This window comes from Chroococcidiopsis sp. CCNUC1, assembly GCF_023546805.1.
In the GTDB taxonomy this organism is placed as follows: Bacteria; Cyanobacteriota; Cyanobacteriia; order Cyanobacteriales; family Chroococcidiopsidaceae; genus Chroococcidiopsis; species Chroococcidiopsis thermalis.
Window position 1 is genome coordinate 630,091 of the sequence record NZ_CP097480.1, and the last position, 13,162, is coordinate 643,252.

Genomic DNA, 13,162 nt, shown 5'->3' on the forward strand with positions numbered 1-13,162 from the left:
TTCTTTATCTTATCTAAATCCCCAATCTTTGATATACCTCTTCTAAATGTTGTAGATGATGCTGGGGATCGAAACAAGCTTCAATTTCTTCAGGTGAAAGTGTTTGGGTAATCCGAGAATCCTTTGTCACCAAATCGTGAAAATTTCCGCTTGGTGTGTTCCAAGCTTGATGGGCGCAGGATTGAACGATCGCATAAGCTTCTTCTCGGCTCATGCCTTTTTCGATTAAAGTTAATAGCACTCGCTGACTAAAGACAACACCCCCGTAAACATTCATGTTTCGCGCCATGTTTTCGGGATACACCAGCAGATTCTGCACCAGATCTGTTGTTTCTTTCAACATAAAATGCGTCAAAATGCAAGCATCTGGTAGCATTACTCTTTCAACGGAACTGTGGGAAATATCGCGTTCGTGCCACAAAGCAACGTTTTCTAAAGCTGCTACAGCGGCAGCGCGCACCATCCGTGCCATCCCCGTGAGGCGTTCGGAACGGATCGGGTTGCGCTTATGAGGCATGGCTGAGGAACCTTTTTGCCCCTTGGAGAAATATTCTTCTACCTCAAGTACATCCGTGCGTTGGAGGTTGCGAATTTCGACGGCAAAGCGTTCGATGGAGGCGGTTAAGAGTGCTAAATGATTGACAAAATTGGCGTGGCGATCGCGAGAAATGACTTGAGTTGAGGCTGTATCTGGCTTGAGTCCGAGTTTAGCACAGGCGATCGCTTCCACGCGCGGCTCAATGTTGGCATAAGTTCCTACCGCACCGGAAATCTTCCCCACAGCGATTTCTTCTCGCATCCTGGTGAGGCGTTCTTGGTGGCGCAAGACTTCGGCTAACCAACCAGCTAGCTTAAAGCCAAATGTAATCGGTTCGGCGTGAATTCCGTGCGATCGCCCAATTGCTACCGTGTGACGGTGCTGCTGTGCTTGTTTGCGGATGGCAGCGATGACATCTGCTAACCTTGCCAAAATCAAATCTAGACTAGCGACAAGTTGTAGCGCCAACGCTGTATCGAGTACATCCGAACTTGTCATGCCTAAGTGGATGTAGCGCCCTGCATCGCCGACATATTCATTCACGTTTGTCAAGAAAGCGATGACATCGTGACGAACTTCTGCTTCAATTTCTAAGATTCTTTGGGGGTCAAAATTTGCCTTTGCTTTAATTTCTGCTACCGCTGCTGCTGGGGTATATCCTAGTTCCGCCTGTGCTTCGCACACTGCAATTTCTACTTGCAGCCACGTCTTAAATTTATATGTCTCCGTCCAGATTTCGCCCATTTCGGGCAGAGTATAACGCTCGATCACGACCGCCACAGAATCCAACTGTCATATTTTACCAGGAAGGGAGCAGGGAGCAGGGAGCAGTGACCAGTGACCAGTGACTAGTGACCAGCCAGCAATCCACTATACCCCACACCCCACACCCTTTCTTCACCAGGCACTAGCCACTCCCGACTCCCACCGTAACATTAGACCTCCTGCGTGAATACTTGAATTGTCATCCACACGCGAAGCGAAATATCTTCGGTGATTCTTCACTACACTACGTTTCGTACCCTTCGGGAAGGCTTCGCCAACAGAATGACATCCATAGTTTTTGATTCATGCAGGAGGTCTATTCTAACCGTTGACAACCGTACCACCGTTGGGATGAATCACTTGACCTGCAATATAGGAAGAGTCATCTGAGGCGAGAAATACGTAGCTGGGGGCAATTTCCTCTGGCTGTCCGGGTCTTTGCATCGGGACTTGCTTACCAAAATTGGCAACTTTATCTTCTGGGAAAGTTGAAGGAATTAGGGGAGTCCAAACCGGACCAGGGGCAACGGCATTGACGCGAATGCCTTTTTCAATCAAGCTCTTGGATAGCGATCGCGTAAAGGCAACGATCGCGCCTTTGGTGGAAGAGTAATCTAACAGTGTTGGATTGCCTTGATATGCGGTGACAGAAGTTGTATTGACGATCGCGCTACCTTCTTTTAAGTGAGGCATTGCTGCCTTTGTCATGAAGAACATGCTAAAAATATTGGTGCGGAAAGTACGTTCCAATTGTTCGGCGCTGATCTGTTCGATGCTTTCTTGGGGATGCTGTTCGGCGGCGTTATTCACCAAAATATCGAGTTTGCCAAATTCATCAATCGTTTGTTGTATGGCTTGCTTACAGAAGTTTTCATCGCCAATATCGCCCGCGATCGCCACCGCCTTTTTACCTTGTTCTTCTACGAGACGCTTTGTTTCTTTCGCATCGTCGTGTTCGTTCAAGTAGAGGATTGCCACATCTGCGCCTTCTTTAGCATAAGCAATGGCTACTGCCCGTCCGATGCCGCTATCGCCGCCAGTAATTAGCGCTACTTTACCCTGCAACTTCCCACTACCACGATATTTAGAGTCATCGGCTTTGGGTTGAGGAGTCATTTCGGACTCTTTTCCTGGTCTTTGTTCTTGCTGTTGAGGAGGTTGTAACGTTTGTTCTTCTGGCATAAACTTTCTCCTAAATTTGACATTTGTAATGATTTCACTCCGCTTAATTTAGCTAATTGTTCGATTGCGGTTATTCAGTCTGAAGGTGGAAACAGATACAGAATGCGATCGCTCTTTTGGTGTATGGATATTTGTATCCGCAATAGTTAATTGTTGAGAATTATTGATTGCTCCTTAGGACATATATTGCAAAAAATGTGGTTGTAGTACGATCGCAATTAGCGGGATCGCCAAGGATTGAAGGGCAAGGGCAATGCAGATATTAGACCGTCATCTATCGACACAGGTAGAAACATTTCGTCAGTTACAAATGCAGTTGCGCGATCGATGGAAAAATGTAGAAAGCTTCGATCGAAGTGACGGAGATATTTTAGTCATTCCCTCTCTAAGTGTCGATCAGCGAGAGATTCAAAAAATTGAAGGCGTGTTGCATTACGAAGAACGCCTGCTGTTTTCGTTAATTCGCTTGCAAAATCCCCGCACGCGACTGATTTATATTACATCTCAGCCCCTACATCCCAGCGTCATCGATTATTACTTACAACTGTTACCAGGCATTCCCTTTTCTCACGCCCGCGATCGCTTATTACTTTTATCTACCTACGATTCTTCCTTCAAACCACTGACTCAAAAAATTTTAGAACGACCCCGCCTGATCGAGCGAATTAAGCAAGCACTGCGGCGGGATCAATCGTTTATGATTTGTTACAACACTTCCCCTTGGGAAAGAGAGTTATCTCTCAAGTTAGAAATTCCTCTTTATGCTGCCGATCCCGATCTCACAATTTGGGGGACAAAAAGCGGTAGTCGGCAAATTTTCGCTGAGAGTGGCGTGCCTCATCCCGATGGGTGTCACGATCGCCTCGATAGTGTAGACGATTTAGCCACAGCAACTGCTGAATTATGGGAACGCCAACCGCATCTCAAACGCATGGTGGTCAAATTAAATGAGGGAATTTCTGGCGAAGCAAATGCTCTTTTCGACCTAAAACCTTTACAGGAATTTGCCCCAGGAAAAATTTCTCATGGCGATCGCGTTGCTGCTATCAAAGATAGTCTACCTTCTTTGCGATTTCAAGCCACATCAGAAAATTGGACAAATTATGCTAGCCGCGTTCCCGAATTAGGAGCAATTGTTGAAGCGTTTGTTGAAGGAGAAGTGAAGCGATCGCCCAGCGTTCAAGGTCGAATTTTACCTGATGGCACGGTTGAAATTCTCTCTACTCACGACCAGATTTTAGGTGGTCCAGACGGACAAATTTATCTTGGCTGTCGGTTTCCCGCTGACGAAGCTTATCGAGTGCAGTTACAAGATTTGGGTTTAAAAATTGGCTGGACTTTAGCAAAAAAAGGTGCTTTAGAACGGTTTGGCATTGATTTCATGGCTGTACAGCAAGCTGATGGTAACTGGGACTTGCAAGCAATAGAAATCAACCTTCGTAAAGGTGGAACGACCCATCCTTTCATGACATTAAAGTTATTAACTAACGGGCGCTATGACCTTTCAACCGGACTATTCTACAGCCAACAAGGGCGAGCAAAGTATTATGTTGCTACCGACAATTTACATAAGAAACGCTATCGAGGTCTATTACCAAATGATTTAATGGATATTATCGCTTCTCACCGCTTGCACTTCGACACAGGAACGGAAACGGGGACTGTTTTTCATTTGATGGGTTGTCTGTCAGAATTTGGCAAACTAGGCTTGACAAGTATCGGTGACTCCCCTCAACAAGCAGAAGATATCTATCAAAAGGTGATCAAAGTCTTAGACGGAGAGACAAAATCTCATCATAACGCTGCTGCTACTACTACTGCCCAGCAGATTATTCCCTTCGGCTGGCGATTGGAAGGAGGTTGATCGGGGGATGGCGGAAAGTGTTTGCTTTTACCTCAAAGCTTCACATCTTTAAGATTTTACAAACTCTTGCTAGTTTCTAAAGCTTTGATAATATCTACATAGTGGAGCGGGCTAAAATAGCCAAGACTGATTAAGCTGGAAAAAAGCTTAAATTTTCCACTTCAAATTTATGACAAACTTTCAGCCAGTACAATCTCTCTCACCTACTAAATCGAGCGATCGCGTTGTCGATTACTTCACCAAGCAAGCTTACGCGATCGGTTATATGGCTGGTTTTTTGGTTGCTTGTCTAGATGATTTTTGTAACTGGTTGGCGATGCTAATTGCAGAATAGTTACTGGCGATCGGTTACGGCTAATTTGGTTTTAGAGAAAGATTTTATATCTCTAATCTAAAGCAAATATATCAATGATAATAATATTGTTTTTAACATAAGTTATTACAAGACAATTGAGTATAGTAGAGCGCGGAAAGGTTGGGACAAATCAATTTCATCTGCTCCCTACTCTCTGCTCTCTGCTCCCTATACAAGACAGCTCAATCCAAAAATAGTTTTGAACAGTTTCGCCTACCCAGGTATTGGGTAGGTTTCTTTTTTACATACCCATAATTTCGTAACCAGCATCGACATATATCACTTGACCCGTGATCCCGCTAGCTAAGTCGCTGCACAGGAAAGCTGCGGTGTTACCCACTTCAGTTTGCGTGACTGTGCGACGCAAGGGAGCAACTTGCTCGACATGATGAATCATATCTAAGATTCCACCTACTGCTGAAGAAGCTAGGGTACGAATTGGACCGGCGGAAATAGCATTCACCCTGATGTTTTGCGGTCCCATTTCAGATGCAAGATACCGCACGCTCATTTCTAAAGCTGCTTTAGCAATTCCCATCACGTTGTAGTTAGGAATTACTCGCACGCCGCCTAAATATGTAAGAGTGACAATACTACCCCCTGCTGTCATCAGGGGTTTAGCAGCTCCGCTCAATTGCAGTAAAGAGTAAGCACTAATATCTAGAGCTTTAGCGTAACCCGATCGCGAAGTACCGCTGATATCTCCGCTCAAGTCATCCTTGTTAGCAAAGGCAAGGCAATGGATTAGAATATCTAATTTCTCCCATTTTTCTGCGATCGCCTGAAAGGTAGATTGAATCTGCGCTTCATTCTGCACGTCACAGGGCAAAAACAGGCTGGGGTTCAGGGGAGCTACTAGATCGGCAACTTTTGTTTCCATCCTGCCGCGTTCGTCTGGTAAATAGGTGATCCCCAGGTTTGCACCAGCTTTGTGTAACTGTTGGGCGATCCCCCAAGCAATGGAGCGGTTATTGGCTATGCCAGTTACAAGGGCATTTTTTCCAGTTAAATCTAGCATACAAACTGTGTCAGGCTACGTCAGGAAACACATTAGCAGCATACACCTATATCAGTGACCAGTGACTGGTGACTAGTCACTAGAAAAGAGTCTAGTTCCATCAGTGACTACTTCCACTAGCCACTAGCCACTAGCCACTAGCCACTTAGTCACTCACTACTCACAACTTTTTCAAATCAATTAGCTAGAATTTAAGTAAAATGCCTTATTCTCACTTAAGATATATTGGCAAGTAGTTTTCATGCTAAGTAATTGAGATTAGAGGATACAATACTTTGCCATTTTTGCTTTGGAATCGAGTTATTTGCGGTCTATTCAAGCTTTTGTAGCTTTGAATACAAAAAAACTGGAAGATTCTGATTTAGATGCATAAAGAGCAGATCTTCTGGATTTTGACTCGATCTGTTTAATGATGATGTTATCTGGTGTAGTCTTTACGGACATCTGGTTGGGCAAGGAATATGGTCGTGACGCAAGATAGACCGCTAGCACAGGTATTTCGGCAGGTAGGAGCAGGTTCGTTTCCACCAGTCGTAGAAGTATTTGAACGGGGCAAAACAATATTTTTTCCTGGCGATCCGGCAGAACGGGTCTATTTCTTACTCAAAGGCGCGGTGAAGTTGTCTAGAGTATATGAAGCAGGAGAAGAGATCACCGTTGCACTATTGCGAGAAAATAGCGTATTCGGCGTGCTGTCGCTGCTGACAGGCAATCGTAGCGATCGCTTTTATCATGCAGTAGCTTTTACACCAGTGGAGTTACTCTCAGCACCAATCGAGCAAGTCGAGCAAGCGCTGAAAGAAAATCCCGATCTGTCAATGTTAATGCTGCGGGGCTTATCTTCGCGGATCTTGCAGACAGAAATGATGATTGAAACCCTGGCTCACCGCGATATGGGTTCGCGCTTGGTCAGTTTCTTATTAATTCTGTGCCGCGATTTCGGTCTTCCCAGTCCAGATGGGATCACGGTCGATCTCAAGCTTTCCCATCAGGCGATCGCAGAAGCTATTGGTTCTACCCGCGTTACCGTCACCCGCTTGCTAGGAGACTTGCGCGATAAAAACATGATCTCCATCCACAAAAAGAAAATCACCGTTCACAACCCCGTCATATTGAGTCAGCAGTTTACTTAGTGGTTAGTGGCTGGTGGCTGGTGGCTAGAGAGACAAGGGGGACAAGGGGGACAAGGGGGACAAGGGGGACAAGGGAGACAAGGGGGACAAGGGGGACAAGGGGGACAAGGGAGAGACAAGGGGACAAGGGGACAAGGGGGACAAGGAAGCAGGTGTGCAGGTGGGCAGAGGAGATAAAATAACTAACTGGTCACTGGTCACTGGTCACTGGTCACTGATAACTGACTCCCTACTCCTTCATTATTAGGATAGGCTGTATCTGGATGACGTAAATCGCAACAAGAAATGTCCACCGGATTCATCTGGATTGCAGCAATTATTATTTTGGGGGGTGTAATCGCGACGGTGGGCGATCGCATCGGCACGAAAGTAGGCAAAGCGCGGCTGAGTTTGTTTAAACTGCGCCCCCGCAACACAGCTACTTTGATTACCATCTTGACTGGGATGGTGATTTCTTTTTCCACTTTGGGGGTTTTGCTAGCTTTTGACAAGAGGTTGCGAGATGGGATCTTTGAGATTGGTAGGGTACAGCGATTGCTGGAATTAAGGCGACAAGATTTAACCGAAACTCGCCAGCAATTAGAAACAACTACCAAAGCCAAAACTCAAGTCGAGCAAGAACTGACTCAAGCCAGGGAAGAACAGAAAGCTCAGCAGATAGAAGCTCAAAGACAGCAAGCATTAGCCCAAAAGCGGTTAAAAGAAATTAATCAATCTTTACGGGCAGCGTTAACTAAACAAGTACAAACCCAAGCTCAACTCAACCGGACTCGCAGTCAACTTAAGCAAATCTCCTCGCAATATCAGCAAGCTCAAGCGCAACTGAATACGGTGACTGGGCAAGCACGCAAGCTGCGTCAAGAAATTCAACAGAACCAGAAAGAACTGCAAGCATTAGTTGCCCAACGAAACCAACTCAAAACAAGAATTAACCAGCAAGACCGAGAAATTGCCAAATTAGACGCAGAAATTCAGCGGCGAGACCTAAGTATTGCCCAAAGAGAAGCTTTGCTGAAAGATTTGGAAAAAGAAGCAATTGCTTTAGCAAGGAACTTACAACTGCTGCGCCAAGGGAATCTGGCATTAGTCAGGGGTCAAGTACTAGCGGCGCGGGTAGTGCGCATCGTTCGTCCTTCAGCCGCTCGTCAAGCTATCGAAGAAATTCTGCGCGAAGCTAACCGTAATGCGATGAATCAAACTCAACCTGGAGTAGAAAAAATTTCCCAAAGGGTTGTCAAAATTTCGGAAAAACAAGTCGAACAGCTCATCAAGCAAATTGACGATGGGCAAGATTATCTTGTCCGCATTCTTGCTGCAAATAATTATGTAGTAGGGGAAAGTTCCGTGCAAGTTTTTGCTGATGTGGCACTGAATCAACAAGTCTTTAAACCTGGAGAAGTCTTATCTAGGATCGAAGCGAACCCAGCAGTAATGACAACTAGAGAAGTGAGACAGCGGATAGATTTGTTGTTAGAAGCTGCTAAATTTAGCGCTCAACGTGCCGGAGTGTTAGATGAGAATCTCCTGATTGCCGACAATCGTATCCAAACCCTAATTCGCTTTTTCGAGCAACTCCAGAGCTACGATCGCCCGCTAGAATTGAAAGCGATCGCCGCTCAGAATATTTACACTGCTGGACCTATAGCTGTGGAGCTACTGGCAACCCAAAACGGACAGGTGATATTTAGTACTCAACAAAGTTTACCGCAGCCGACTGAGCAGGGAGCAGGGAGCGGGGAGCAGGGAGCAGGGAGCAGAGGAGCAGAGGAGCAGGGAGCAGGGAGCAGAGGAGCAGAGAACCAGGAAGCAGAGAGTGGGGAGTAGGTATGGGGATGGACTCAACTGTGATATTAGGCTTCGATCCTGGTCGAGATAAATGCGGTGTGGCAGTGATGGGGCTGGATGGTAATTTGTCCTACCATCAAGTTGTACCAGCTACAGAAGCGATCGCCACTATTCAAGCGTTACGCCAACAATATCCCATCTCCCTATTGGTTATGGGCGATCGAACCACATCCAAACAGTGGCAGCAAAAAATTAGTCAAGCACAACTAGAACCGCTAACAATAGTCATGGTAGACGAACGTAACACGACTTTAGAAGCACGCGATCGCTACTGGCAGATGTATCCTCCAACTGGTCTTTCTCGCCTCATCCCGCAGGGAATGCGTCAACCCCCACGGGCGATCGACGATATCGTAGCAATATTGCTCATTGAAAGATATTTAGATGCTGGTAATGGGTAATGGGAGCTTCAGGAACAGCAACTAAAAACTACTAACCAACAACTACCAACTACCAACTACCAATTACCAATCGTTAAATTTCTGCCCGAATTTTAAATGCGTAATCTCCGCCTGGTTCTAGCTGATAATCCCGTTGCTCTAAAAAGCGACCAAGAGGTTCTTGAATCAATGCCCTTCCTTGCGAAGGTTTAACAGATAACTCGCCTCGGTGAAATCGCCACTGGAATTGCCACTCAAAATTACCAGCGCACACTTCTCCCTCTAGCAAACCGTGCTGCCAAGATTGTCGTGTAATCCGAACGTGGGCAACAGTTTCTGGTAATCGTTTACGACTCACAATGATACTACCGTTATGAAATGCTTTCCGAATGACTTACTTCCCACAATACCAAAACCAACTTATAGGATCGAAGAGGCGAAAGCGATCTTTCTAACGAAAGAAAGTGAGTCTTGAGTGGTTAGTGGCTGGTGGCTGGCGGCTAGATTCCTAGTTTTCGTCTTCACTAGTCACTAGTCACTAGTCACTGAAAACTGAGATTATTTCCATCTATGCACGAGCCTTTAGAAGAGACGGAATTAGCCGATGAATTAGATAAGGCAATTTGGGGCTTTGATGATATTCAGGCAGAAATTAACTACAAACAGGCAAAAGATACTCTTCATAACTTAGTCACTCGTCTCGACCTCAAACCACAAGAACGAGAGGGATTAGAAACGGAGATCGCCCAGTTAGAGACGATGCTGGAAAATCTAGAGCAGAGGGTGGTGCAAATTGCTGTCTTCGGTATGGTAGGTAGGGGAAAATCATCTCTACTTAATGCTTTGTTAGGGCAGCAAGTCTTTGAAACGGGTCCACTGCATGGCGTGACTCGCAGCACTCAAAAAGCACAGTGGGAAGTTACAGAAGAAACTATTGGTGCGGGCGATCGCTACGTTAAATTTACCTTGCCTAGTAGCGGCGATTCTCAAGTAGAGTTGATTGACACCCCTGGCTTAGATGAGGTTGATGGAGAAACTCGCGCTGCTCTCGCCGCGCAAATTGCCAATCGTGCCGATCTGATTTTATTTGCGATCGCCGGAGATATGACGCAAGTAGAACACAAGGCTCTTTCCCAACTGCGAGACATTGGCAAGCCGATCCTGTTGGTATTTAATAAAATCGACCAATATCCCCAAGCCGACCGGATAGCGATCTATCAAAAAATTCGCGACGAACGAGTCAAAGAATTACTCTCTCCCGATGAAATTGTCATGGCGGCGGCTTCTCCTTTGACCAAAAAAGCGATCGTGCGTCCTGATGGAACCAGAAGCGTGCAACTCAGCCAGGGACAGCCGCAAGTTGAGGAATTAAAGTTAAAAATTCTCGAAATTTTACATCGGGAAGGCAAAGCTTTAGTTGCCCTCAATACAATGCTTTATGCCGACAACGTGAACGAGCAAATTGTCAAGCGTAAACTCGAAATTCGTGCCAGCAGTGCCGATCGCCTAATTTGGCGGGCAACCATGACCAAAGCCGTAGCGATCGCCCTCAACCCAATAATGATGGTCGATCTGCTCAGTGGAGCTGCGATCGATGCGATCCTCATCCTGTCTTTAGCTAAGTTATATGACATCCCGATGTCACAGACGGGAGCCTTGCAATTGCTACAAAAAATCGCCCTGAGTTTGGGCGGAATTAGTGCCAGCCAATTGCTAGCCAATTTGGGTTTGAGTTCCCTGAAAAGCCTACTTGGTATAGCTACCCCCGCTACCGGGGGCATTACTCTGGCTCCCTACCTTTCTGTTGCTATTACCCAAGCAGGTGTGGCGGGTGTTTCTGCTTACAGCATCGGACAAGTGACAAAAGCATACCTCGCTAACGGCGCAACTTGGGGACCAGAAGGACCAAAAGCGGTCATTACTCGCATTTTGTCCTCCCTCGACCAAACTTCGATTCTGAATCGGATTAAAGATGAGTTGGTCGCGAAATTAGGGGCGAGGGGTTAGTGGCTAGTAGTTAGTGGCTAGCGGCTAGTATTCTCTAGCCACCAGCAACTATCTCACGTCCGTGGAGGTAAATTCCGCTGCTGCTTGAAGGATTCGAGAATTTCCCGTACTTGTTGTCCGGCTATTTCCCGACCACCCAAACCGAAGGCGATCGCAGAAGCAACAGCGATCGCGCCAAATAGCAATCCGAATGCTAAATTTACGATATCTTGGGCAATCCCAATCTGTTGCAGCGCCATTGCTGAGACGAGGGCAATAATTGCTATGCGGGCTATCTGTCCTAAAATCTGGGCTTGGCGATCGCCCGAACTGGTGATGATGTTGTAAGCCAAGTTTGCCAGAAATAAGCCAATGGCGAATACTACCAATCCAGCTAAAATTCGTCCAAAAATGACGATAATACCGCTTACAAGGGTAGTTAATGCGGGAATACCCAAAATATTAACTGCCGTCACCGTAGCGAACAGCATAATTCCCACAAATACGATAATGCCAACAATTTCAGCTGGTGTACGAGCGGAGATTGTAGGTGTTGGTTCCCTTTGAATGACTGTTGGCTGCCCCGTCGATGGTGGTGGCGGAATTGCTCCTGGTTCCTCATAGGTGGGGCTTGGCGCGGCGCTTCTGCGTCTGAGAGTAGGTAGTCCCAATACGGAGAAGATATTGTTGAAGCCAATACTTGTGAGAATATTCGTCACCAGATCTCCGACGAATCGTCCCAGGAAGTAAGCCAGGATGAGAATTAATGCTGCTGTAAAAATTAGTGGTAAAGCATTGAGGATCTGTTGCAACATGGCGATCGCTGGAGTCGAGATCGCATCAATGCGCAGTTGTTGTAGTGCCGCGATCGCTACTGGAATCAAAATGAGGACGTAGACAATCGTGCCAATAATTCCCGATAAAGATTGCCCTCCTGCCGTGGTTCGCAGTCCAAAGCGCGATCCTGCTTGGTCAATTCCAGTTGAGATCAGCAAATTAGTGACGATCCGACGCACTACAGTAGCCAACAACCAACCAGCAGCAGCAATAATGACTGCTACCAAAATATTTGGCAACGCTGAGAGAATCTCGCTCACCAAACCCTCTATTGGTTGTAATGCTTGCTGCAAACCAAGAGTATCGAGGATAGGAATTAAAAACAGCAAAAATATAAACCAGTACAAGGCATTACCAATCGTATCGCTCAGCGATACTTGGTTTGGTGGTCGGGTTACTCCTTGCGGTCGCTGGTCTAAACGCTCGTCCAGCCTAGCAGCGCGTAGTCCTCGGACTGTAATCAACTTCACGATCGTCGCAATCGCCCAAGCTACACCCAGAAAGATCAGCGCTCCTAGTATTCGAGGAATGAAGCTCAGTACAGTATTGAGAAAGCCACCCAAAGGACGAGATACGACCTCTAGTTGGAGTGCGTTTAGCACCGCTACTACGGTGAAGAGAATCACAATCCAATAGACTAGGTTGGCAATCAGTTCTTCGACTCTGGGTAAGTCGCGGCTATCCGAACGACCAGTAATACTTGCTGCAATGCGATTGTCAATATCCGTGCGATTGAGGATGCCTTTGACTATAGCTTTAGCGATCGCAGCCACGATCAAACCAAGCGCCAGAATCAAGACTGCTCCCAGCAAGTTAGGAATAAACGCTAACAAGCTACCCCAAATATTTTGTACGTAATCCACACTTCGCTCAACAGCCTGTTGTCCCTGCTGTACTGGTGGTGCTGCTTGCGCCAAATGTCGCCAAGACGCTTGCAGCGGTCTATCCCAGTTAGTCGAGTGGGTTATCCCGTGCCAAATTGCATTCATAATTTTCCGAGTTAACTGTAAATTTCATGAGGAGAGAATACCAGTCATCGCTCTTTTTGGTAGCAGAACTGGGAATTCTGCTACAACTCCCTTGTATTTTTGTACTTTGTCAGCAAATTAGCTAGTGAGGAGAAATATAGAGTTCTTATACAGAGTGATTCCTCAGTTTCTCATTCCACATCTACCTTAGTGAGTAGTTATGCCAGAAGAATCCCCGGATTAGTGAGTTTTCAGATTTTCATCATTGTGATAGATGCGAAATCAAATCAG

At 46.2% G+C, this 13,162-nt stretch carries 12 protein-coding genes; 7 read left to right on the top strand and 5 right to left on the bottom strand.

What is annotated here, in order from left to right:
• Positions 1 to 13 precede the first annotated feature (13 nt).
• Together purB and M5J74_RS02985 are read right to left on the bottom strand one after the other, a co-directional pair.
• Positions 14 to 1,309, bottom strand: a complete 1,296-nt coding sequence (gene purB / locus M5J74_RS02980; protein ID WP_106218696.1) for an adenylosuccinate lyase — start codon at positions 1,307 to 1,309, stop codon at positions 14 to 16.
• A 315-nt stretch (positions 1,310 to 1,624) separates the two neighbouring features.
• On the bottom strand, positions 1,625 to 2,485 hold the full coding sequence (locus M5J74_RS02985) for an SDR family oxidoreductase (protein WP_015152646.1): 861 nt from the start codon (positions 2,483 to 2,485) through the stop codon (positions 1,625 to 1,627).
• Positions 2,486 to 2,738: 253 nt separating this feature from the next.
• Here M5J74_RS02985 and M5J74_RS02990 point away from each other — a divergent pair, with 253 nt between their 5' ends.
• Positions 2,739 to 4,349 carry a peptide ligase PGM1-related protein gene (locus M5J74_RS02990; RefSeq protein WP_015152647.1) on the top strand — a complete coding sequence of 537 codons (1,611 nt, stop codon included), beginning with the start codon at positions 2,739 to 2,741 and terminating at the stop codon, positions 4,347 to 4,349.
• A gap of 169 nt (positions 4,350 to 4,518) precedes the next feature.
• Positions 4,519 to 4,683, top strand: coding sequence for a hypothetical protein (locus tag M5J74_RS02995; protein WP_015152648.1), 165 nt, complete (start codon positions 4,519 to 4,521; stop codon positions 4,681 to 4,683).
• 262 nt (positions 4,684 to 4,945) lie between these two features.
• Here the strand turns inward: M5J74_RS02995 and fabI are convergent, their stop codons facing one another.
• Positions 4,946 to 5,722, bottom strand: coding sequence for an enoyl-ACP reductase FabI (fabI, locus tag M5J74_RS03000; protein WP_015152649.1), 777 nt, complete (start codon positions 5,720 to 5,722; stop codon positions 4,946 to 4,948).
• A 461-nt stretch (positions 5,723 to 6,183) separates the two neighbouring features.
• Between fabI and ntcA the strand changes: the two genes are divergently transcribed.
• The 4 genes from ntcA (at position 6,184) to M5J74_RS03020 (ending at position 9,101) form a co-directional block, all read left to right on the top strand.
• On the top strand, positions 6,184 to 6,855 hold the full coding sequence (gene ntcA / locus M5J74_RS03005; RefSeq protein WP_015152650.1) for a global nitrogen regulator NtcA: 672 nt from the start codon (positions 6,184 to 6,186) through the stop codon (positions 6,853 to 6,855).
• Positions 6,855 to 7,037: a hypothetical protein gene (locus M5J74_RS03010; RefSeq protein ID WP_250015300.1), complete on the top strand. Its 183-nt coding sequence runs from the start codon at positions 6,855 to 6,857 to the stop codon at positions 7,035 to 7,037. Before ntcA ends, M5J74_RS03010 begins: the two co-directional genes overlap by 1 nt.
• Positions 7,038 to 7,140: 103 nt before the next feature.
• Positions 7,141 to 8,679: a DUF3084 domain-containing protein gene (locus M5J74_RS03015; protein WP_015152652.1), complete on the top strand. Its 1,539-nt coding sequence runs from the start codon at positions 7,141 to 7,143 to the stop codon at positions 8,677 to 8,679.
• Positions 8,680 to 8,681: 2 nt separating this feature from the next.
• Positions 8,682 to 9,101, top strand: coding sequence for a pre-16S rRNA-processing nuclease YqgF (locus M5J74_RS03020; RefSeq protein WP_015152653.1), 420 nt, complete (start codon positions 8,682 to 8,684; stop codon positions 9,099 to 9,101).
• Positions 9,102 to 9,174: 73 nt separating this feature from the next.
• On the opposite strand, the gene M5J74_RS03025 is transcribed toward M5J74_RS03020, so the two are convergent.
• Positions 9,175 to 9,438 (bottom strand): DUF3146 family protein, encoded by a 264-nt coding sequence (locus M5J74_RS03025; RefSeq protein ID WP_015152654.1) that lies wholly within the window; start codon positions 9,436 to 9,438, stop codon positions 9,175 to 9,177.
• A 212-nt stretch (positions 9,439 to 9,650) separates the two neighbouring features.
• On the opposite strand from M5J74_RS03025, the gene M5J74_RS03030 reads away from it, so the two are divergent.
• Positions 9,651 to 11,087 carry a GTP-binding protein gene (locus tag M5J74_RS03030; RefSeq protein ID WP_250015302.1) on the top strand — a complete coding sequence of 479 codons (1,437 nt, stop codon included), beginning with the start codon at positions 9,651 to 9,653 and terminating at the stop codon, positions 11,085 to 11,087.
• A 53-nt stretch (positions 11,088 to 11,140) separates the two neighbouring features.
• On the opposite strand, the gene M5J74_RS03035 is transcribed toward M5J74_RS03030, so the two are convergent.
• Positions 11,141 to 12,892, bottom strand: coding sequence for a mechanosensitive ion channel (locus M5J74_RS03035; protein ID WP_250015304.1), 1,752 nt, complete (start codon positions 12,890 to 12,892; stop codon positions 11,141 to 11,143).
• Between the last annotated feature and the right edge of the window lie 270 nt (positions 12,893 to 13,162).

What these genes read in the sequence shown, in the direction of transcription:
- M5J74_RS02985 (WP_015152646.1), bottom strand. Translation starts at nt 2,485, where the DNA reads ATGCCAGAAGAACAAACGTTACAACCTCCTCAACAGCAAGAACAAAGA.
- M5J74_RS03020 (WP_015152653.1), top strand. Translation starts at nt 8,682, where the DNA reads ATGGGGATGGACTCAACTGTGATATTAGGCTTCGATCCTGGTCGAGAT.
- M5J74_RS03035 (WP_250015304.1), bottom strand. Translation starts at nt 12,892, where the DNA reads ATGAATGCAATTTGGCACGGGATAACCCACTCGACTAACTGGGATAGA.
- fabI (WP_015152649.1), bottom strand. Translation starts at nt 5,722, where the DNA reads ATGCTAGATTTAACTGGAAAAAATGCCCTTGTAACTGGCATAGCCAAT.
- M5J74_RS02995 (WP_015152648.1), top strand. Translation starts at nt 4,519, where the DNA reads ATGACAAACTTTCAGCCAGTACAATCTCTCTCACCTACTAAATCGAGC.
- M5J74_RS03015 (WP_015152652.1), top strand. Translation starts at nt 7,141, where the DNA reads ATGTCCACCGGATTCATCTGGATTGCAGCAATTATTATTTTGGGGGGT.
- ntcA (WP_015152650.1), top strand. Translation starts at nt 6,184, where the DNA reads ATGGTCGTGACGCAAGATAGACCGCTAGCACAGGTATTTCGGCAGGTA.
- M5J74_RS02990 (WP_015152647.1), top strand. Translation starts at nt 2,739, where the DNA reads ATGCAGATATTAGACCGTCATCTATCGACACAGGTAGAAACATTTCGT.
- M5J74_RS03030 (WP_250015302.1), top strand. Translation starts at nt 9,651, where the DNA reads ATGCACGAGCCTTTAGAAGAGACGGAATTAGCCGATGAATTAGATAAG.